Annotated in this window: 20 protein-coding genes and 1 tRNA gene; 10 read left to right on the top strand and 11 right to left on the bottom strand. The window is 58.2% G+C overall.

Annotated elements, in window-relative coordinates; genetic code table 11:
- Positions 1-38 precede the first annotated feature (38 nt).
- Positions 39-1,511, bottom strand: coding sequence for a glycerol kinase GlpK (gene glpK, locus SPHFLASMR4Y_RS03675; protein WP_089132353.1), 1,473 nt, complete (start codon positions 1,509-1,511; stop codon positions 39-41).
- Between the two features lie 116 nt (positions 1,512-1,627).
- Between glpK and glpD the strand changes: the two genes are divergently transcribed.
- The 3 genes from glpD to SPHFLASMR4Y_RS03690 all read left to right on the top strand — a co-directional run bounded on the left by glpD (position 1,628) and on the right by SPHFLASMR4Y_RS03690 (position 4,711).
- Positions 1,628-3,115 carry a glycerol-3-phosphate dehydrogenase gene (gene glpD / locus SPHFLASMR4Y_RS03680; RefSeq protein WP_260807059.1) on the top strand — a complete coding sequence of 496 codons (1,488 nt, stop codon included), beginning with the start codon at positions 1,628-1,630 and terminating at the stop codon, positions 3,113-3,115.
- An 87-nt stretch (positions 3,116-3,202) separates the two neighbouring features.
- Positions 3,203-3,276 (top strand) — tRNA-Gly (locus SPHFLASMR4Y_RS03685).
- Positions 3,277-3,634: 358 nt separating this feature from the next.
- Positions 3,635-4,711 (top strand): sensor histidine kinase, encoded by a 1,077-nt coding sequence (locus tag SPHFLASMR4Y_RS03690; RefSeq protein ID WP_089132354.1) that lies wholly within the window; start codon positions 3,635-3,637, stop codon positions 4,709-4,711.
- 19 nt (positions 4,712-4,730) lie between these two features.
- Here the strand turns inward: SPHFLASMR4Y_RS03690 and SPHFLASMR4Y_RS03695 are convergent, their stop codons facing one another.
- Entirely contained in the window at positions 4,731-5,138 is a 408-nt protein-coding gene (locus tag SPHFLASMR4Y_RS03695) for a response regulator (RefSeq protein ID WP_260807138.1), read from the bottom strand.
- A 265-nt stretch (positions 5,139-5,403) separates the two neighbouring features.
- Here SPHFLASMR4Y_RS03695 and SPHFLASMR4Y_RS03700 point away from each other — a divergent pair, with 265 nt between their 5' ends.
- The 4 genes from SPHFLASMR4Y_RS03700 to SPHFLASMR4Y_RS03715 all read left to right on the top strand — a co-directional run bounded on the left by SPHFLASMR4Y_RS03700 (position 5,404) and on the right by SPHFLASMR4Y_RS03715 (position 9,160).
- A complete protein-coding gene (locus SPHFLASMR4Y_RS03700; protein WP_089132356.1) occupies positions 5,404-6,090 on the top strand; it encodes a hypothetical protein in 687 nt (228 codons plus the stop codon).
- Positions 6,091-6,302: 212 nt separating this feature from the next.
- Entirely contained in the window at positions 6,303-6,935 is a 633-nt protein-coding gene (locus SPHFLASMR4Y_RS03705; RefSeq protein ID WP_089132357.1) for a hypothetical protein, read from the top strand.
- A 105-nt stretch (positions 6,936-7,040) separates the two neighbouring features.
- Entirely contained in the window at positions 7,041-7,760 is a 720-nt protein-coding gene (locus SPHFLASMR4Y_RS03710) for a response regulator (RefSeq protein ID WP_089132358.1), read from the top strand.
- Positions 7,757-9,160 carry an ATP-binding protein gene (locus SPHFLASMR4Y_RS03715; RefSeq protein ID WP_089132359.1) on the top strand — a complete coding sequence of 468 codons (1,404 nt, stop codon included), beginning with the start codon at positions 7,757-7,759 and terminating at the stop codon, positions 9,158-9,160. Before SPHFLASMR4Y_RS03710 ends, SPHFLASMR4Y_RS03715 begins: the two co-directional genes overlap by 4 nt.
- A gap of 43 nt (positions 9,161-9,203) precedes the next feature.
- Here SPHFLASMR4Y_RS03715 and SPHFLASMR4Y_RS03720 read toward each other — a convergent pair whose 3' ends face one another.
- Both SPHFLASMR4Y_RS03720 and SPHFLASMR4Y_RS03725 read right to left on the bottom strand, forming a co-directional pair.
- Positions 9,204-9,446: a hypothetical protein gene (locus SPHFLASMR4Y_RS03720; RefSeq protein WP_089132360.1), complete on the bottom strand. Its 243-nt coding sequence runs from the start codon at positions 9,444-9,446 to the stop codon at positions 9,204-9,206.
- The gene (locus SPHFLASMR4Y_RS03725; RefSeq protein ID WP_089132361.1) at positions 9,443-10,831 is read right to left on the bottom strand and encodes a M28 family peptidase; all 1,389 of its coding nucleotides are present in this window, start codon (positions 10,829-10,831) and stop codon (positions 9,443-9,445) included. The genes SPHFLASMR4Y_RS03720 and SPHFLASMR4Y_RS03725 overlap by 4 nt, the downstream gene beginning before the upstream one ends.
- A 197-nt stretch (positions 10,832-11,028) precedes the next feature.
- Here SPHFLASMR4Y_RS03725 and ettA point away from each other — a divergent pair, with 197 nt between their 5' ends.
- Positions 11,029-12,708 (top strand): energy-dependent translational throttle protein EttA, encoded by a 1,680-nt coding sequence (gene ettA, locus SPHFLASMR4Y_RS03730; RefSeq protein ID WP_089132362.1) that lies wholly within the window; start codon positions 11,029-11,031, stop codon positions 12,706-12,708.
- Positions 12,709-12,823: 115 nt separating this feature from the next.
- Here the strand turns inward: ettA and SPHFLASMR4Y_RS03735 are convergent, their stop codons facing one another.
- The 4 genes from SPHFLASMR4Y_RS03735 to SPHFLASMR4Y_RS03750 form a co-directional block, all read right to left on the bottom strand.
- Positions 12,824-13,411: a Uma2 family endonuclease gene (locus SPHFLASMR4Y_RS03735; RefSeq protein WP_089132363.1), complete on the bottom strand. Its 588-nt coding sequence runs from the start codon at positions 13,409-13,411 to the stop codon at positions 12,824-12,826.
- A gap of 379 nt (positions 13,412-13,790) precedes the next feature.
- Complete coding sequence (putP, locus tag SPHFLASMR4Y_RS03740) at positions 13,791-15,260, bottom strand: sodium/proline symporter PutP (protein WP_089132364.1); 1,470 nt, start codon at positions 15,258-15,260, stop codon at positions 13,791-13,793.
- A gap of 184 nt (positions 15,261-15,444) precedes the next feature.
- On the bottom strand, positions 15,445-16,209 hold the full coding sequence (locus SPHFLASMR4Y_RS03745) for an NYN domain-containing protein (RefSeq protein ID WP_089132365.1): 765 nt from the start codon (positions 16,207-16,209) through the stop codon (positions 15,445-15,447).
- A gap of 293 nt (positions 16,210-16,502) precedes the next feature.
- Positions 16,503-17,144: a carbonic anhydrase gene (locus SPHFLASMR4Y_RS03750; protein ID WP_089134660.1), complete on the bottom strand. Its 642-nt coding sequence runs from the start codon at positions 17,142-17,144 to the stop codon at positions 16,503-16,505.
- Between the two features lie 64 nt (positions 17,145-17,208).
- Here SPHFLASMR4Y_RS03750 and lipA point away from each other — a divergent pair, with 64 nt between their 5' ends.
- Positions 17,209-18,162 (top strand): lipoyl synthase, encoded by a 954-nt coding sequence (gene lipA / locus SPHFLASMR4Y_RS03755; protein WP_089134661.1) that lies wholly within the window; start codon positions 17,209-17,211, stop codon positions 18,160-18,162.
- The gene (locus SPHFLASMR4Y_RS03760) at positions 18,149-18,634 is read left to right on the top strand and encodes a type II toxin-antitoxin system RatA family toxin (RefSeq protein ID WP_089132366.1); all 486 of its coding nucleotides are present in this window, start codon (positions 18,149-18,151) and stop codon (positions 18,632-18,634) included. The genes lipA and SPHFLASMR4Y_RS03760 overlap by 14 nt, the downstream gene beginning before the upstream one ends.
- Here SPHFLASMR4Y_RS03760 and SPHFLASMR4Y_RS03765 read toward each other — a convergent pair.
- From SPHFLASMR4Y_RS03765 to SPHFLASMR4Y_RS03775, 3 genes are read right to left on the bottom strand one after another with little or no spacing between them, the layout of a single operon-like run.
- Entirely contained in the window at positions 18,583-19,098 is a 516-nt protein-coding gene (locus SPHFLASMR4Y_RS03765) for a CinA family protein (RefSeq protein ID WP_089132367.1), read from the bottom strand. The genes SPHFLASMR4Y_RS03760 and SPHFLASMR4Y_RS03765 overlap by 52 nt on opposite strands.
- Positions 19,099-19,113: 15 nt before the next feature.
- A complete protein-coding gene (locus tag SPHFLASMR4Y_RS03770) occupies positions 19,114-19,632 on the bottom strand; it encodes a hypothetical protein (protein ID WP_145955449.1) in 519 nt (172 codons plus the stop codon).
- A 3-nt stretch (positions 19,633-19,635) separates the two neighbouring features.
- Positions 19,636-20,808, bottom strand: a complete 1,173-nt coding sequence (locus tag SPHFLASMR4Y_RS03775) for a bifunctional 2-C-methyl-D-erythritol 4-phosphate cytidylyltransferase/2-C-methyl-D-erythritol 2,4-cyclodiphosphate synthase (RefSeq protein WP_089132369.1) — start codon at positions 20,806-20,808, stop codon at positions 19,636-19,638.
- Positions 20,809-20,818: the final 10 nt, after the last annotated feature.

Consider the following 20,818-nt stretch of genomic DNA (forward strand, 5'->3'; position numbering starts at 1 on the left):
AGCCCGCTTTAGGCGGGCTTTTTTATGCACGAAATATTCTAGCTGGCCAGCACCGAATTGATCGCCTGTCGCCATCCGGCCAGACGCAATTCTCTGGTTTCGGCGTCGATCGCCGGTTCGTGCACGTCGAGCCCCGAAATCATCGTCGCCGCGGCTTCGAGCGAGGCATGAATGCCGCAGCCAACCGCCGCCAGCATCGCAGCGCCGAGCGCCGTGGTTTCGAAAAACTCCGGCCGCTCGACCGTAATGTCTAGAATATCGGCGAGATCCTGCACCATCCAGTCATTCGCCACCATGCCGCCATCAATCCGCAGATTCTGCCAATCGACTCCGTCAGCGGAAAAAGCGGTTTTCAGGTCATGGCATTGATAGGCCATCGACTCGAGCGCAGCACGGGCGATATGGGCCTTTTTCGATGCAAAGCTGAAACCCGAGATGGTCGCCGTCGCATCGGCGCGCCAATGCGGCGCTCCCAGGCCAGACAGGGCAGGGACCAGATAGACCCCGCCATTGTCATCCACCGACCGGGCCAGTTCCTCGCTCTCTCCGGCAAATTTCAGCAAGCCGATATCGTCGCGCAGCCATTGCATCAGGCTCCCGGCCACGAACACAGACCCTTCAAGAGCGTACACCCTCTTGCCCTGATATTGATACAGGACGGTAGACAGCAGGCGGTTGTCCGACCGGGGTGCGGTTTCGCCGCTGTTGGTCAGGATGAAGGCACCGGTGCCGAAGGTCGCCTTTGTCTGGCCGACATCGAGACAGGCCTGACCAATGGTCGCAGCCTGCTGGTCACCGGCCGATCCGCAAATCGCGATCGGGCTGCCGAACAGGCTGGATGCCGTGGTCCCCAGCGTTCCCGCACAGTCGACAATTTGCGGAAGGGCTTTTCGGGGAATGTTGAAAAGCGCGAGCAACTCGTCATCCCAGTCATCGGAATCGAGCGCCATCAGCATCGTTCTGCTCGCGTTGCTGGCGTCGGTTACATGCTGGCCGCCGGTCAGCCGGTAGATGAGATAGGATTCGATCGTTCCGAAGGCGAGATTATCGCCTGCGGCCCGTACGTCGGGCCAGTTTTCCAGCATCCAGCCGATCTTGCTGCCGGAGAAATAGGGGTCGAGCAGCAAGCCGGTCTTTTTCTGCACCATCGGCTCGAGGCCATCCGCTTTCAGCTTGTCGCATTGGTCGGCGGTGCGGCGGTCCTGCCAGACAATCGCCCGGCCGAGCGGTTCGCCCGATCTCTTGTCCCAGGCGACGACCGTTTCGCGCTGGTTGGTGATCCCGATTGCCGCAATCTTGTCGGCTCCCCCCGCTTTCTCGATCATTTTCTGGCAGCAACTCAATGTTTTGTCCCAGATTTCAGTCGCATCATGCTCGACCAGTCCTGGCGCCGGGTAATATTGTGTCAGCGCTTCCTGCTGCGATCCCTGCAGCTTGCCGTCGAAACCGAACAGCATCGCCCGCGTCGAGGTTGTGCCTTCATCGATGACCAAAATATGCTGTGCCGCCATGCTTCGCTCCCCAATTGCCATTGCACGCTATAAGCTGGCATTGAAAAGGCAAGCTAAAGCGGCTCATGCTGCAATGCAACATTGCACAAATCGCTGGGTTGTCTATGAGGTCGCTAATGTACGATTTGGCAATCATTGGCGGCGGCATCAACGGCGTCGGAATTGCCCGCGATGCAGCGGGCAGGGGGCTGAAAGTCCTGCTGGTCGAGCGCGACGATCTCGCTTCGCATACGTCCTCCGCGAGCACCAAGCTGGTCCATGGCGGCCTGCGCTATCTCGAACATTACGAATTCAACCTTGTCCGCAAGGCGCTCAAGGAACGGGAAGTCCTGCTCCGCGCTGCGCCGCATATCATCTGGCCAATGCGCTTCGTGCTGCCGGTCGACGAGGGCATGCGTCCGGCCTGGCTGCTGCGGCTCGGCCTGTTCCTCTATGACCATCTGGGCGGCCGCGAGATTTTGCCGGGCACCTCGAGCCTCAATCTGCTCCGGGACCGCCGCGGTGATCCATTGCAGAAACGTCTCAGGAAAGCTTTTGCCTATTCCGACTGCTGGGTCGAGGACGCCCGGCTGGTGTCGCTCACTGCCCGCGATGCGGCTGACCGGGGCGCCGAAATCCGGACGCGCACGGAATGCGTCGGGCTGGACCGGGCCGCGGATCACTGGAATATAGATATCAGCCAGAATGGCGAGCGCAGCACCGAGCAGGCCAGGGTACTGGTGAACGCAGCCGGCCCCTGGGTCGATCCGATCACGGCGCTCTACGACCGCAGCAACCACGCCGCCAAATTGCGACTGGTCAAAGGCAGCCATATCGTTGTGAAGCGGAAATATCAGGGCGACCACAGCTATATTTTCCAGAACAGGGACGGGCGCATCATCTTTGCCATTCCCTATGAGGGCGAACACACGCTTATCGGCACCACCGACCAGCCATGGAGCTATGCCGAAGGCGACGCGACAATCAGCGACAGCGAAATTGACTATCTTTGCGATGCCGCCAGCGAATATTTCGTAAAACCCGTTAACCGCGACGATATCCAGTGGACCTATTCCGGTGTCCGGCCGCTATATGACGACCATAGCCGTAGTGCCGCCACGGTCACCCGCGATTATGTTTTTGATTATGACCGGGACAACGGCGCGCCGGTTCTCTCGATCTTTGGTGGCAAGATAACCACCTATCGCGTGCTGGCCCTGCAGGCGATCCGGACGCTCGCGGACGCGCTCGATGTCCAGAGCAATGACTGGACGAAAGAAGCGCCGCTGCCCGGCGGCGATTTCCGTCCCGAAGGCTTCGATGCGCTCGTCGACCAATTTGAAGAGCGCTGGACCTTTATCGACCGCTCCATATTACACCGGTTGGTCCGGGCTTATGGCACCGATACAGCCATCATGCTGGCAGATGTCCGGAAGGCAGCGGACCTGGGACAATATTTTGCCGCCGGCCTCTACGAGTTCGAGCTCCGCTGGCTGATCGACCGGGAATTTGCGCGCACCGCCGAGGACATTCTCTGGCGCCGGTCAAAACTGGGATTGCATATGACAACGACCGAACAGCAGGCCGTCGCCCGGTGGTTCGATCAACAGCAGCCCATTTCATAGTCAAATCTGCACCTTTCCTGATTGACGGGCCATGAAAGCGGTGGCAATAGCGGCGCATTCGGCTGACATATCGGTCGGTTCGGAAATGCGGGTGTAGCTCAATGGTAGAGCAGAAGCCTTCCAAGCTTACGACGAGGGTTCGATTCCCTTCACCCGCTCCATCTTCACAAGTCAGACCCGGCCAAACCGCACGAAAGCAACGTCAGCGACCCGCTGATCTGGCCAATATTACGTCTGCAACACAACCCGCGAGGCGGGCGCGTTTAACGACGGACGGAGTAACAGAGCCGGAGAATGGAGATGGCACAGTTGTTCTCCCAATGCGGGGCAAGCGGGTTTGTTGCACCGCCGCTGAACTGCTGCGGACGATTGTCGCATAGGTTGCGAGCAGGAAAATTCGCACAACGGAAAAGATTTGGTTACATTTGTGAAAAATAGACTAAATTGCGCTGCTACACCGCCAAATCCCAAGTATCGAGTAACCTGAGCGTGAATCTCAGCCAATAGTGGAAGCTGACTATGCCGACCCGCAGCCAGATCAAGAATTTCAGGTTGAACGAATATAGAGACCGTCACACGAATGACGTCCGTCTGCAGGAACGCGGGGCATTGCAGCAGAGCGGCGATGCCTTTCACGCCCTCGCCGACACCATGCCGCAGATGGTCTGGTCGACGTTGCCCGACGGCGATCATGATTATTATAACGCCCGCTGGTACGAATATACCGGCGCGCCTGACGGGTCCACCGACGGCGAAGCCTGGGCCGAAATGTTCCATCCCGACGATCAGCCGGAAGCATGGAAAAGATGGAATCACAGTCTCGAAACCGGCGAACCTTATGAGGTCGAATATCGCCTTCGCCACCGCTCCGGCCAATATCGCTGGGTATTGGGGCGCGCGCTGCCGATCATCGGTCCTGATCAGAAGATCCAGCGCTGGATTGGCACCTGTACTGATATCGAGGACGCCAAGCAGACCGCGAGTCACAATGAGATGCTCAGTCAGGAACTGAGCCATCGTATCAAGAATATTTTTGCGATAATCTCGGGGCTGATCAGCATGACCGCGCGCGGCGACGCAAGTTTCCGCGAGCCAGCGGAAACCCTGAAAGGCCGGATTGCGGCGCTGGGCCGGGCCCATGAATATGTGCGGCCGCATAATGACAGGGATCAATCTGTCTTGGGCGACGTTACGATGCAGCGCCTGCTTTCCGAGATTTTTGCATCCTACCCGGCGTTCTCGGATAACCGGTTGCAGATATCGGGGGGCGACATCGCGGTCGGTGACCGGGCGGCGACGCCGATTGCGCTGGTGTTCCATGAACTGGCGACAAATTCGATGAAATATGGCGCTCTGGCTGCCGATGAAGGGCAGGTTGAACTCGAAATTTCCCGGGACCAGGACATGGTGCTGTTCAAATGGTCCGAACACGGCGGTACGCCGATCGAGAGTCCGCCGACCGGATCGGGATTTGGCTCCAAACTTGTTGAAATGTCGGTGACCCAGCAATTGGGCGGCAAGCTTGAAAGATTTTGGCTGCCCGCCGGTTTGCGGATCGAAATGCAGGTTCAGGCCTCCCGATTGTCGGGCAGCTAGGGCCGCAGCCCGACATGAATCAGTCGAACAGTTTCATTCTCTGCGGCGGTTCGACATCATCCTTGTCGTTGGAAACGTCGATCAGATATTTCAGCACGTCCTTCAGAACCTCGATTTCCACCGGCTTGGTCACCGCGCCCAGCGTTCCCTCGACCCCGTCACCCAGCAGCCGCGGGTTGGCAGTGATGAAAACCACCTTCACGCCGAATTCGTTGGCCAAACGTTCGCCTATCATCGGACCGGTCGGCCCATCGCTCAGATTGACGTCGACGAGCGCAATCCCGGGCTTTTTCCGGACCAGAGCGAGCGCGGATTCGGTATCATCGGCCACCCCGATGCATTCATATCCCAGGTTACCGACGATCTGTTCCAGTTCCATGGCGATGAGAAACTCATCTTCCACGATCATAATCTGATGGCTCATAATATTATCCGCTAATGGTCTATTTTCTTCCTCAACGCGAGACTGGCTATTCCGGTTCCCGAAATGGCTAAATAGAGCTTATTTCAAACGGTCCGGGAAAATCAATGCTCGATCGACAGAGCTAATTGAAGCATGGGAACAGACCATTCGCCCAGCACGGCTGTAAACCGGATCAGCGATTGTAAAATCTTTTGCGACCACGGGCACCGCCGTTAATCCATTTGCCTGGACAGTCTCCATCGCTACGGTACAGCCAAGGGGAAATTTGATGCATAGCGGGCTGACGAAACGTGCGAAACGGGCAATTCTGGCGACTGTCGTGGGAGTAATGCTGACGCCAATGCCAGTATCAGCCCAGTTCGCCGGTCTTTTCGGTGACAAATCGGAAGAAGGGAAACAAGAGGCCCCGGCAGCCAGCGAAGATACAGCCACCGGCTCGGTATCCGAAGACGCCGCGATCGCCACCACCGGTACCGATGGTGTCGCTGCCGAACCAGCAGGCGCCACGTCCTTTGACACATTATGCGGCAACGGCCAGGGCAAAGAGGCGGCAGATCAGGCGGGTCCCCGCCGCAAAGGCCTGTTTGGCATGGCCGACCGAATGGCCAGAATGACCAGAAAAATTCCGCTGGTCGGCGATTTCCTCGTCGATAGCGCCAATAACCTGTCGCAGGCGGTTGCCTGCCGGCTCTACCCCGAAGAGCAGAAACAGGCAGCCGAGGCGACGCAGACAGCTACGGAGAGTGGAGAAATCGGCAAGACGGTCGAATGGCAGAGCACGGTTCGTGAAAATGTCTCGGGCAGTTCGACTGTCGCGTCAAAAAACGCCTTGCCCGACGGCACTCCCTGCATGGTGCTCGCGGATATCGTGATCGTCGACGGCGAAGAGCTGAAAGTCTCGAAAACCATGTGCAAACTACCCGGGGCGGCACGCTATACCATCATGAGCGGCTGAGCCGCGATAGAGCGCAAGGCCGCTGCCGGGCGGCAAATTTGCGCCTGACCCTGCAGCTTCCTGTCGCGAAAATGAACCGCTGACGCCAATTGATACATTTTGCGACAATTTTTGCCCGTTCTGACAAAGTTCAGCGACAAGTCGCTAGTAGAACAACATTCATGGCGGAACGATAAGACCGTTTCCCTGAACTGGAACATGAGGAATATATTATGAAAAAAGCAATTTTGATCTCGAGCGCCACGGCCCTTTTGATGGCTGGCGGCATCGCTGTTGCCGCACCCGGTGACCGCGGCATGAAAGCTGACGCCAATGGCGACGGCACGATCAGCCGGGCCGAAATGACGGCATCGCTGAACAACCGCTTCACCAAGATGGATGTCAACGGTGATGGCCAGCTCTCCAGGGAAGACCGAGAAGCGAAACGCGCTGAACGATCTGCCAAACGCGGCGAACGTTTTGCAAAAGCCGACACCAATGGTGATGGCGAGTTGAGCCAGGCAGAAATGGAAGCGGCTCGCGCCGAACGCAAGGCCGCCCGGTTTGCCCGCGCTGACAAGGATGGAAACGGCAAGCTGAGCCAGGAAGAGGCCCAGGCCATGAAAGGCAAGCGCGGCGGCAAAGGCATGCGCGGCAAGGGCCACAAACGTGGTGGTCACGGCATGGCAATGATGCGTCAGGCCGATACCAATGGTGACCAGAAGATCAGCAAGGCTGAATTCACCACCGCGGCACTGGCCCGTTTCGACAAGGCCGATACCAATGGTGACGGCAAACTGACCAAGGAAGAACGCCAGGCGGCCTTCAAGGCGCGCAAGGGCGAACGGAATAAAAGAGGCGGTTAATCCCTGAACCACTCTTTTGCGAACGGATCGTCAGCCATCTCCCCCTCTCCCCCAAATTGGCTGGCGGTCCGTTCCTTTTTTCCAAACCTGTGATAGGGCGAGGCAATGACGAACAAGATACATATATTGCTGGTTGATGATGAGGTTTCGCTGCGCGAACCTTTGGCCGAATATCTTATCAAACAGGGTTACAAGGTGCAGCAGGCTGCCGATGCCAGCATCGCGCGGTCGCTGCTCAATGCTTACGATTTCGATATCATCCTGCTCGACATCATGATGCCCGGCGAAGACGGGCTCAGCCTGTGCCGGCATGTCACCGACAAGACCGACATTCCGGTCATTTTCATCAGCGCCAAGACCGAGGAAACCGAACGGATCATCGGCCTCGAACTGGGCGCCGACGACTATATTACGAAACCCTTCAGCCCGCGCGAACTGGTCGCGCGGATCAAGGTCGTGTTGCGCCGCGCCGAAAAGAACGGCGTCGCGCACAACGGCACGAGCGGCGGCGTCTATCAATTTTCGGGCTGGACCCTGAAATGTGACAAGAGAAGTCTGGTCGACTCCGAAGGTGTGAGCGTGTCGCTCTCGACCGGCGAATATCAGATGCTGCTGGCCCTGGTGTCCCGCGCCGGCAAGGTTCTCAACCGTGATCAACTGCTCGACATTACCCAGGGTCGCGAAGCCCATGCGTTTGACCGCGCCGTCGACAACCAGATCAGCCGGTTGCGTCGCAAGATCGAGGCTGATCCGAAAAATCCCGAAATCATCAAGACCGTCTGGGGCGGCGGCTATGTACTGGCCGGCGAGGTGAAATCCCTGTGAAACGCCTGTGGCCCCATAGCCTGGTCGGGCAGCTTCTGCTGGTCGTTGCACTGATCCTGCTGCTGGCGCAGGGAATCAACAGTTTTCTGCTTTATCGGGGGGCCCAAAACCAGAATCTGGTCGAAGCATCGACCTCGGCCGTGTCCCGCATCGCTTATAGCCTCGACCGTCAGGCAAGTGACCGCCCGGCCACGCGGCGCACCAGCATGCGATCACGGCGCTGGGGACAGCTCCGATACAGTGCGGAAAGTCCCGTAGCCGACACCATGCGACGACTCCCCGAACTGGAAGCCCGTGCTGGTCAGGCCTTTGCCAATATGGGCATCGCTTTCACAGATATCCGCGCGACAATGCTGGACGAATTGACCGCCGACATGAGCGGCCATGTGATTGGCGCCAGTCGCAACGAGTGGCGTAACAGTCCGATCAACCGGTCGATGGGCGGCGGTCCGGAACGACCGGAGCCGAGAGGATTTGTCATTATTTCCGCGCAACAGGACGATGGCCAGTGGGTCAGCATCGCCTCCACCGTTCGCGAACGCTCGCCGCTGTTGGTCCGTACGCTGCTGTTCCAGACCTTCACCATATATCTGCTAATGCTGATCCCGCTGATCCTGCTAGGTCGCTATATTTCCCGGCCGTTGAAGTCGCTCACCGCGAGGGCCCAGTCATTTCAGCCGGGCACCACCGAAGCGCTGGCGGAACAGGGGCCACCCGACACGCGGGAACTGATCCGCGCGTTCAATGACATGAGCGACCGCGTGACGCGGATGATCGATGAAAAAGACGTCATGCTGGGGGCCATCGGCCATGATCTGCGGACTCCGCTGGCGGCCTTGCGGGTGCGCGTCGAAAGCGTCGAGGACGATACCGAGCGCGAACGGATGATTACCGGCATCGAAGATATGAACAACATGCTTGAGGATATCCTGTCGCTGGCCCGACTGGGTCGCTCGACCCAGCAGGCGGATCCTGTCGACATTCGCTCGCTGATCGAAACCGTCGTTGACGAGTTCACCGACCTTGGCCGTACCGTCCGCTACCAGCGTGGCGAGAGACAGATTGCCGCGGTCCGCGAAACCCTGGTCCGACGGGCGCTGCGCAATCTGGTCGGCAATGCCACGCTCTATGGCGGCGTTGCGGATATCTCTGTGGAAAAAGCCGGCAAAAACCTGCTCGTCCATGTCGACGATGAAGGCCCCGGCATTCCCGAGGATAAAATTGCAGCGATGTTCGAACCGTTTCTGCGCGGCGAGGGATCGCGTAACCGTGCCACCGGCGGTTCGGGCCTCGGCCTGACGCTCGCCCGTGCCATCGCGCGGGATCATGGTGGTGATATCATCCTTGAAAATCGCGATAGCGGCGGACTGCGCGCTACGCTGAAACTGCCACTCGGCTGAACGAGAGGCTGGCGGCCTTGCGCCCGGCAAATGCCGACGGTGACTAGTTTGCCGAGGTTTCCGATGTCGCGGCTGGTGCAGTGATACCATCGGCGGCCAGTTCTGCGTCAATCTCCTCGGCCATCACTTTCGCTGCCTCGTCCGCCGCTTCTTCCAGCGACCGTGCATCCTCTTCTATCTCGGCCTCCATCTCGGCAATGGCCGCGTCACCCTTTTCCTCCATCGGGGTTTCGGAACAGGCGGCCAGCAGCAACGCGCCGAGCCCCAGAAGCGGGAACGCTCTCACGGCTTCACCGGCATGGTGAAATCGGCTTCGCTATTGGCGATGATCGAAAGCACCGTGCTCCACGCCGCAACATTTTGCCGCAATTGCTGTGGATCGATCTTGTCGAGCGTGTCATCCGGTGTGTGATGCAGGTCGAAATAGCGGCTGCCGTCCTGCTGCAAATCGATGATTGCCAGATTGCTGTCGCTGATAATCGGTCCGATATCCGCGCCGCCACCAGCCTTGCCAGCGGAACGCCCGATGCCGAGATTAAGCAGACTGGACGAAATTGCGTCAGCGACCGGTTTAGCACCATCGGGCAGGGTGAATTCCACCCGCCAGACCCTGTCGGCTCCAAAGTCCGATTCCATGGCAATCGCGTGTTTTTCCTCTCGATGGGCATCGCGATAGGCCTTGCCGCCCCAGATGCCGACTTCCTCTGCGCCCGCCCAGAGCAGCCTGATGGTGCGCAAGGGCTGGCCGTGCTCCATGATATTTTTCGCCGCTGCCGCGATGATCCCGCAACCCGCTGCATCATCAAAGGCGCCGGTTGCCAGATCCCAGCTATCGAGATGGCAGGCGATCAAGATCATTGGCAGGCTTGGGTCCCGTCCGACGACTTCGGCGATGACATTGCCCGATTCCTGCTGGCCGAGATTCTCTGGCGTCAGCACGAGATTCATCGTCACCGATTGTCCGGCTTCTTGCGCCCGCTTGACCATCCGCTCGAGATTGTCAGCGTCGGGAAGCGATAATGCACCCGCCGGGATCGGTTTGACACCCTCTCCAAAGCCGGTGTTTCCGGTATGGGGATTGCGGTGATAATCCGTGCCAATCGACTTGATGACGTAGGCGACCGCACCTTTCTGGGAGGCGATCGAGGGACCGATCCAGCGGACCGGTCCGAATGCGCTGTAGCTTGAACCATCCTGCGCCCGATGCATCTTGTGCGTTACAAAGGCGATCTTGCCGGCCAGGCTGCCGTCGGGCACCGCTTTCAGCGCATCAAGGGAGTCGAAATAGGCAACTTCTGCCGTAATCCCCGCGTCACCGGTGCTGGCGCTATTGCCAAGCGCGGTGACAAACAGTGGCTGGGGATAAGGCGCGACAACCGCCGCCGTCTCGGCCCCGCGCACCCAGGTCGGCATCATGAAGGATTCGCTGCGGACATTCTGGAAACCCAGTGCCTTCAGCCTGGCAACAGACCAGTCACGCGCGCGTGCTTCCTGCTCGGTACCGGCCTGCCGTGGTCCGACTTCGGTGGTCAGGCCCTCGACAATATCATAGGCTATTTCATCCTGCAGTGCCTTGGCCTGCAGCTTCATCGGATCATGATCCCCGGCGAGCGCTGTAGTGGACAGAGACAGCGCGGTTACGCCGGCGAGCAGTATGGATATTTTTCTCATGCCGGCTGACTAACCCGCCCGTCGCCGTTTGCCAATAGGCTGACCAATGGTCTCTTGCGACAGGCGGACGGAATAGCTACATGGTCCATCAAACAAGCCCTATTTCCCGTTAATGCTGCGCTTGCCGAGACATGCTGACCGATCGGCACGTTCGACAGGTTCAGGACTAACGGCATTTGAACAAGAGAGAATTAAAAATGGCCGCCCAATATTCCTTCGTCATGAAGGGTCTGTCCAAGACCTACCAGAACAAGCAGAAGCCGGTATTGGATAATATCAATCTGCAATTTTATCCTGATGCCAAGATCGGCATCGTCGGTCCGAACGGCGTTGGTAAATCGACCCTGATGAAGATCATGGCCGGCAAGGACACCGAATTTACCGGTGAAGCCTGGGCAGGGGACGGGATCACCGTCGGCTATCTGGAACAGGAGCCGGAGCTCGACGAGAGCAAGACGGTGAAGGAAAATGTGATGGATGGCGTCGGCGAGATTGCCGATCATATTCGCCGCTTCAATGAGATCACCGAATTGATGGGTGATCCGCCAGAAGACGCCGATTTCGATGCGCTGATGGAAGAAATGGGCGTGCTGCAGGAAAAAATCGACGCGGTTGACGGCTGGACGCTCGACAACCAGCTCGAAATCGCGATGGAGGCCCTGCGCTGCCCACCCGGCGACAGCGCGGTAGACAATCTGTCAGGCGGTGAAAAACGCCGCGTCGCGCTCTGCCGCCTGCTGCTCGAGAAACCCAGCATATTGCTGCTCGACGAGCCGACCAACCATCTCGATGCGGAATCGGTTTCCTGGCTGGAAAATCATCTGCGCGAATATCCCGGCAATGTCATCATGGTCACCCATGACCGCTATTTCCTCGACAATGTCGTAAACTGGATGCTCGAGCTCGATCGCGGCCGCTATTATGTTTATGAAGGCAATTATTCGCTCTATCTGGAGAAGAAAGCCAAACGGCTCGAGCAGGAAGCCCGCGAGGACAAGGGCAAGCAGAAAGCGATCAGCGACGAGCTGGCCTGGATGCGGCAGAATCCCAAGGGCCGCCAGACCAAGTCCAAGGCGCGTATCAAGAGCTTCGACCAGCTGGTCGAGGCCCAGGAAAACCGCGATCCCGGCAAGGCGCAGATCCTTATCCAGACCCCCGAGCGCCTCGGCGGCAAGGTGATCGAGGTTGACCATCTGTCGAAAGGCTTTGGCGACAAGCTGTTGATCGACGATCTCAGCTTCACTCTGCCTCCCGGCGGCATCGTCGGCGTCATCGGCCCCAATGGTGCGGGTAAATCGACCCTGTTCAAGATGCTCATCGGCCAGGAAGAGCCGGATAGCGGCAGCGTGTCGATCGGCGACACGGTCAAGCTCGGCTATGTCGACCAGAGCCGCGACGAACTCGACCCGAACAAGAATGTCTGGGAAGCGATTTCCGACGGCCACGACTATATGACTCTCGGCAAGCATGAAATGTCGACCCGCGCCTATGTCGGCGCGTTCAACTTCAAGGGCACCGACCAGCAGAAGAAGGTCGGTCAACTCTCCGGCGGCGAACGCAACCGGGTGCATATGGCGCGGATGCTGAAAGAAGGCGGCAATGTGCTGCTGCTCGACGAACCGACCAACGATCTCGACGTCGAAACCCTGTCGGCGCTGGAAGAAGCGCTGGAAAGCTTCGCCGGCTGCGCCGTGGTCATCTCGCATGACCGCTTCTTCCTCGACCGTCTGGCGACGCATATCCTGGCCTTTGAAGGCGACAGCCATGTCGAATGGTTTGAAGGAAATTTTGAGGCTTATGAAGAGGACAAGGTCCGGCGTCTGGGCGAAGATGCACTGAAGCCAAGCCGCGCGACGTACAAGAAATTGACTAGATAGGCTGCTTGACCGAGCAAAAGGCGCGCTAATCTATATCTAAGCGTCATGCTGAACTTGATTCAACAACCAGAGCGGCGATCAATGGCTGTGATGTCTAGCCGCTCTGGGCAGCGGATCAAGTCCGGTATGCCGGTCCTATATCCAGTGTAACAGCCAGTTGCCCGACAGTTTCGCAAGTGACCTTTGCGCCGAATGGCAATGCGCGTTTTTCGAGATAGACATCGTCCTTCACGGACCACATCTGGTGCAATTTCCCGCCTTCCAAATCGACGACCCAATATTCGGCAACGGCTGCCTGAGCATAGATGGCTTGTTTCTTGCCCATATCCATTATCAGCGTGGTGTCTGAGATCTCCACGATAAGCGCAACTGACGAGCCGGGAATTGCTCCCTCGCCATACGGTTCCGATGTCAGAATGATGTCGGGCTCGGGAGCGTTGCCTGCGTCGAGTTCGACAGTCGCTTCCAGCACGGCCCGCAAGGTTGATCCTGTATCGTTTAGCCTGTCCCTGATGGCGTCATAAAGGTCCATTTTGGCCATGACATGCGGTCGATGCTGTGCGTTCATGGTATAGATTTCTCCATCCAGCAACTCGGCTTTCGCGCACTCCCGAAAGGTCCCCGATTCACATAACAGGTAAAACTCCTGTGTGGTCAGCAGCGCCTTTTGATGGGAAGTGGGGATGGCATCCTGTGAAGTCATGACGCGAATATATCACAATGATCAGGCGTTTTAAATATCCTCGGTCTGCGTTCCCCCCAGACTACCCCCGACAATTGCCACTAACGCTGCGACAAGGCTGGGAATGATCCCGTAAACCCCGGGAGCTCCGACGAATTCCTTGTTCCAGTTCATAGTGATCCAGAAAAACTCCACTACAGGCCTTCTCCCGTGAGGAAGAAGGGTACAGAGCCTTATCGCTCTGGCGATTAGGCAGAGTTGAAAGAGGGCGTTCCGTTATCTGCAATGTGGAACACCCTCATCCAGCTACGACCAGCGAACAAGTTCGCAAGTCTTCACATCCTTCTCCCTCACGGAAGAAGGAAAGTGCAATGTTTTCTCTGAAAAATGACCGGCAGTATCAAGCCGTAGCAGCCGGTTTCCCAGCCAGACTAACCCCGACAATCGCCGCCATCGCCGCTACAAAGCCCGGGATGATCTCGTAAATCCCCGGTCCGCCCATGAATGCGCTGTTCCAGTCCATCGAGATCCACAGGATCACCACGCCGGCCCCGACCACCAGTCCCGACACAGCGCCCGCGCCGGTCATCCGTTTCCAGGTCAGCGACAGCAGGATCAGCGGTCCGAACGCGGCACCAAAGCCGGCCCAGGCGTTTGACACCAGCCCCAGCACCTTGCTGTCCGGATCGCGGGCAATATAGATAGCGACCAGCGCCACCAGCGCCACAAACAACCGTCCGATATTGACGGTTTCCCGCTCGCTCGCGTTCTTGCGCAGGAACAGGCGGTAAAAGTCCTCGGTCAGCGAGCTCGATGAAACCAGCAATTGCGAACTGATCGTGCTCATGATCGCGGCGAGCAATGCGGCGAGAAGGAAGCCGGTGATCAGCGGGTGAAACAGGGTGTTGGCCAACAATATAAAGATGGTTTCCGGATCCTCCAGCGTCAGCCCGTTCATCTCGACATAGGCGCGGCCAGTGATGCCGACGCCGATCGCGCCGAGCAGGGCGACGCCCATCCAGCTCATGCCGATATTGCGCGCGGTGGCCACCTGCGGCACCGAGCGGATCGCCATGAAGCGGACGATGATATGTGGCTGGCCAAAATAGCCGAGCCCCCAGGTGATCGCCGAGAGAAAGCCGATAAACGACAATCCGGCGGTCAGGCTGAGGAAATCGGGATCGATCGCGTTCAGTTGGGCGCTGGCGGCACCCAGGCCGCCATCGCTGGTCAGAACCACCAGCGGCATCAGCACCAGTGCCACGACCATGATACAACCCTGCACAAAGTCGGTCAGGCTCACAGCCAGGAAACCGCCGACCATTGTATAGGCGAGCACTACGCCCGCGGTCAGCCAGATGCCCGTCATATAATCGCTCATGCCGGTATCGCCGAACAGGCCGGCAAAGCTGGTCTCGAACAGTTTGCCGCCACCGACCAGACCGGCTGCGGTATAGACGGCAAAGAATAATACGATGATGATCGCCGAAGTCACCCGCAGAGCCAATGCCTTGTCGGGAAAGCGGTTCGCTAGAAATTCGGGGATGGTGAGGGCGTTACCGTAGCTTTCCGTCTGCGCCCGCAACCGCGGCGCGACGACGATCCAGTTGACCAGCGCGCCGACAAACAGCCCGATGCCAATCCACACCTCGACCAGTCCCGCCGCATAAAGCGCGCCGGGCAGGCCGAGCAACAGCCAGCCCGACATGTCGGACGCCCCGGCGGACAGCGCCGCCACCGCCGGGTGAAGATCCCGTCCTCCCAGCAAATAGCCTTCGCTGCTGTCGGTCGATTTGCGCCAGGCATAATAGCCGATGGCCAGCATCAGGATGAAATAAAGGGCGAGTGAAAAGAGAGCTCCGGTTTGCATCCGACGGTCATAACGATTTTGACGCGCGAGTCACCACCTGCCTTTTTGGCAGGGGCCCTGGTCTGGACCAGCGCGCCCTTTTTCGCACAACAGAGGGAGTGGCACTGCTCCGGCTGAGGGCCATTCGTCCTGAGCCTGCCGGTGGATCCCGGTTCAGGGAAATATATCCCCCCGGGAGACAAAACTACCGAAGCCGTTTCACAAATAATTGCCCGTTATCATCGCGTTTCGTCTGAAAGTTGGGAACCTCTTCAAACATTTCGGAAAGCCGCGAAAAGCCATAGTTGCGGACATCGAAGCTCGATCGGTTGCCGGCAATCTTGCCGACTTCGCTGAGACTGGCATAGCCCTCGGCATCGCGTTTTGTGGCCTGATAGGCGTCGATCAGGAGATTGAGCAACTCGTCATCCACCTTGCCGCCGTTGCTGTCGCCGGTTCCGTTTGGCGTCTCGCCCTTGGTTGACGGCTTGACGTCACTTTTACCGCTTCCGGAACGGTGACGCCGGTCGGCCTTGATCAGCGCATCGACGTCGATAAAGCGGCTGCAGGCCTGCTTGAAGGCTTCCGGCGTCTTGGCACTTCCGAAACCATAGACCGGCAGTCCCTCCTGCCGGATCCGCATCGCCAGCGGCATGAAGTCGCTGTCGCTGCTCATGATCCCGAAACCGGTGACATTGCCGCGAAACAGCAGGTCCATGGCGTCAATCGTCATTTTCATATCGGTGGCATTCTTGCCCTTGGTCATGTCAAACTGCTGTTGCGGCTCGACGCCATATTTGTGCAATATGTCGACCCAGCCCTTGAGCGACTGTTTGCGCCAGTTGCCATAGGCGCGGCGGATATTCACAGTGCCCAGTTCGGCGAGCGCGGTCAGCACGGGATCGAGACCATTGTGGCTGGCATTGTCGGAATCGATCAGCAGGGCGATATTGTCATTATGTTGGTTCATGACGCTTTGATGGACCGCGCGGGGAGGGCGTTCAAGAGGAAAAAGCCTGTCCTACAGCAGAGCCGATCGATTATAAGGCAGGCGGCTCTTTGACATACGGACTTTGTCTGCTCGCGAATAGCGTTCGCGCGCCCGCTCCTCTTTGACCCGGCGTCCGGAGCAGGATATTTTCTTATAACCGTGTAAAGTTTGTAAAGTTCATCGGCAAAGCCAGGCGAAACCTTCCGGCAAAATCCGGAACATTCTCAACATGGCGAATCAAGCCTCTGAATTCACGACATTTCCGGTCGGATTCAGTCGACGACGGAGAATTCGTTGCTCTCCTGGTCGAGCACGTGCAGCTTGCCCTCGGCGATCGCGAACCAGGCGCCGATCAGGCGAATCGAGCCATTGGCCTCTTTTTCCTGAATACAGGGGAAGGTGCGCAAATTGGCGAGACTGGTGCGGACGCCTTCATGCTCCATGGCGAGCTGGGCGTCAGCTCCGGCAAGATCGCCGTGATCGTGCGCAACCTTGGCCCGGGCGTCGTCGAGCAGGGTTATCCAGTCGGCAATAAACCCGCCTTTGCCGTGTGGCATGTCTTTCATCTGCTCGGACAGTGCAGCGGCACAACCGCCACAGCTGCCATGGCCCATGACCACCACTTCCTCAACCTCGAGAAACTGGACCGCAAATTCGAGCGCCGCCGACACACCATGCTGTCCCGGTGTAGTCTCGAAAGGGGGCACCAGCGCGGCCACATTGCGGACGATGAATGTCTCGCCCGGATTGGTGTCGAAAATCTGGGTCGGGTCGACCCGGCTGTCACTGCAGGCGATGATCATCACCTTCGGACTCTGGCCCTCCTTGAGTTCATTCCAGCGTTCCCGCTGGGTGTGCCATTGGTCGGAACGGAAGCGGCGATAGCCGTCGAGCAAGTCTGTAAATTTAGTCATGTTTCGATCCATATCACCGGTTTTGGGGGTGGCAAGAGTGGTTTTCTTTCCCTATCTGATAGAAATGAACGAAATTACCAAGATCACTCCGCCGGAGCCCCGCCCCGAACGCTTGCGCAAGCCCGACTGGATTCGCGTCAAGGCGCCAATGGGCGCGGAATTCGAGAAAACCCGCGCGCTGATGCGCGAGCATAAACTTAATACGGTTTGTGAAGAAGCGGCTTGCCCGAATATCGGCGAATGCTGGACAAAGAAACATGCCACGGTAATGATCCTTGGCGATGTCTGCACCCGGGCCTGCGCCTTCTGCAACGTCAAGACCGGCATGCCGATGCCGGTCGATCAGCAGGAGCCCCAGCACACGGCCGACGCAGCCGCCAAACTGGGCCTGGAGCATATTGTTATCACATCGGTCGATCGGGACGATCTGGCCGATGGCGGCGCCAGCCAGTTTGTGAAGGTGATCGAGGCGCTTCGCCGGACGACACCGAAGACCACGATTGAAATTTTGACGCCGGATTTCCGCAACAAGACCGAAGCGGCGGTCGAGGCTATCGTCGCGGCCCGCCCCGACGTCTATAATCACAATCTTGAGACCGTCCCGCGGCTCTATCCGACGATCCGCCCCGGCGCGCGCTATTATGCCTCGCTGCGCCTGCTCGAGCAGGTCAAGCGGCTCGACCCGTCGATCTTCACCAAGTCGGGCATCATGCTCGGCCTGAGCGAACAGCGGCTCGAGGTGCATCAGGTGATGGACGATATGCGCAGCGCCGATATCGACTTCCTGACCATGGGCCAGTATCTTCAGCCTACGACCAAACATGTGAAGGTCAGCGAATTCGTCAAGCCGCAGGCGTTCGACGCCTACGCATCGGTCGCCCGGGCCAAGGGTTTTCTGCTGGTCGCATCCAGCCCGCTGACCCGCTCCAGCTATCACGCCGGAGAGGATTTTGCGAAGATGCGTCAGGCGCGCGAGGAAAAACTGGCGCGTTCCGGTGATCTGAATGCCCGTCCATAGGGAAACCCGTGACCTGCCATACAGCGCCGCACAAATGTATGCGCTGGTCGCCGATGTCGGTCGCTATCAGGAATTTCTGCCCTGGGTTGTCGGAACGCGTATCCGGTCCAATAGCGAAACCGAAATGCTGGCCGATGTACTGGTGGGCTTCAAAGGCCTGAGAGAGCAGTTTTCATCGCGCGTCATCAAGGTCCGGAACCAGTCGATCGACGTTGATTATCTCGATGGCCCACTGAAGCAATTGCACAATGAATGGCGCTTTCGTCCGCGCGCGGGCGGTGGTTGCCACGTCGACTTCTATGTCGAATTCACGTTCAAGAACCGCATGTTCGAGAAACTGGCAGGGCAGATGTTCGCCAAGGCCCTGCACAAGATGACCAGTGCCTTCGTCGACCGGGCCGGCGAGATTTATGGCAGCAGCTACACGGCTTCGTCGGGCAGCAACAGTTCGAGCGCAACCAGCACGGCCTGAAAGCGGATATCCGCGCGACTCTTGTCGTCACCGAAATTCTTGCGGTCTGCTACCACATCGTCAACGCTTTTGCCTTTTTCAGCCTTGGCGAAGACGACTGTTCCGACCGGCTTTTTCTCCGTTCCACCACCAGGCCCCGCGACTCCGGTAATCGCGACGGCAACATCGCAACCGGATTTATCGAGAGCACCCTGCGCCATTTCCCAAGCGACGGCGATGGATACGGCGCCAAATGTCTCGAGCAAGTCTCCGCTGACGCCCACCATGGCCTGTTTGGCATCGTTGGAATAGGTGATATATCCGCAATCGAACACATCGCTGCTACCCGCCACTTCGGTCAATGCGGCGGCGACCAGCCCACCGGTACAGCTTTCGGCCACGGTAATCCGCCGCCCGGCCTTGCGATTCTGCTCGATGACCTTGTTCGCCAACCTGGCCAGCTCGGGGGGAAGAAGATTTTCCATAACGGTAAGGATAGTCTATTTATCCGTGGTTTCACAAATATTTATCGGTGGCTTTTTATCCCCTTCAGCTCCCAGCTTCATGAACAGCCCGATCAAACCGCCGAAATTGGCCGCCGGCAAAGGCTCCAGCAAGGTATAAGCCTCGCTGATGATCGCGCAGCTTTTGGGCTTGATACCGTCGCTGACCATGGCGGTAACGAGACCGTCGAGGAAGGGACGCATGGCTTCGACGTCCATGCTTTCCGGCATTTTCTCACCAAACATAATTCTGATGCCGTGCTTGGCGGTGGGCCAGGCCTGTTCGGATGCGATGCTATATTTTTGATAGGATTCAGATTCTTGCTGCATCAGCGGTACATTCTGGTCGAGATGGGGGCTGCATTTCGATCCCGCTGCGTCAAAGACAACCGGGAGGATATAGGTGAATATGGCATTGGCCTGTTCGGCTGACACACAGGCCTTCGTTTCAGCGGCCTGGGCCGCTCCTATGTTGAGCGCGCTGAGCAAAGTGACGCAACATGCAAGCTTTCTCATTTTCTATCCTTCCAATATTATCGTGGCAATGGCTTGCGCCGCTATACCTTCTTTGCGTCCGGTAAAGCCCAGACCTTCGGTCGTGGTTGCTTTAACGCTGACCTGATTCTGGTCAAGCTTCAGCAGGGATGCAATCTTCTCCCGAATGGCATCCCTATGCGGCTTGATTTTGGGCGCCTCGCAGATGATCGTCATGTCGACATTCTGAATCTGACCGCCTCGCCCGGCGACCAGCGCAGCGGCATGTTCCAGAAACCGCGAAGATGCCGCACCGCGCCATTGCGGGTCCGAGGGTGGGAAATGGTCGCCAATATCACCGGCGGCGATTGTTCCGAGCAAGGCATCCGTCAGCGCGTGCAACAGCACATCGGCGTCGCTGTGCCCGGCAAGGCCTTTATCGTGATCGATTTTCACGCCACCCAGCCATAATTCCTCCCCCGCCGCCAGGCGGTGAACGTCAAAGCCCATTCCGGTCCGTGTCTGAGCCATATATTCTGATCCTTTTGCGGCAAAATCCGCCGGTAAAGTATATTTCTTGAGCGCTTCGTCACCGGCGACCGTCGACACCGCATGTCCGGCAGCCTGAAAAATCTGCGCGTCGTCACTGGCGTCTTTGCCGCCGGAATAATTTTCATGGGCGGCGACCAGTTTCGGAAAGTCGAATGCCTGCGGTGTTTGCACGCGCCAAAGGCTGTTCCGGTCGACCGTCCGGTCGAGTTGGTCGCGATCAAGCTGCACCATCGTATCGACGCACGGCAATATCGGAATGACCGCGGGCGCGCTTTTTAGCCGTTCAAGAAGCTGATCGACCACAATATCCGGCACAAAGGGTCGCGCGGCATCATGGACCAGGACATATTTTCCGCCGCCCGCGCGCCGGATCTCTGTCAGCCCATTGTAAACCGATTGCTGGCGCGTCGCACCGCCGATCACGATCTTGCAAGAGGAAAGGGGGGCAAGAGCCTGATCCACAAAGGCTTCCTGTCCTTTCGCAACCACGATCCATATTTGATCGATACCGGGATGGGATGACAGTCTCTCGACACTGTGCCGGATCATAGGCTTGCCAGCGATGGTTTCGAACTGCTTGGGACGGTCCAGCCCGGACCGCGCACCGACACCGGCGGCCACGATGAGCGCGTGGGTCTGTACGGAGGGATTGGGGCTCGTAACCATGAATCGCGAT

The sequence above is a fragment of the Sphingorhabdus sp. SMR4y genome (genome assembly GCF_002218195.1).
Classification (GTDB): Bacteria; Pseudomonadota; Alphaproteobacteria; order Sphingomonadales; family Sphingomonadaceae; genus Parasphingorhabdus.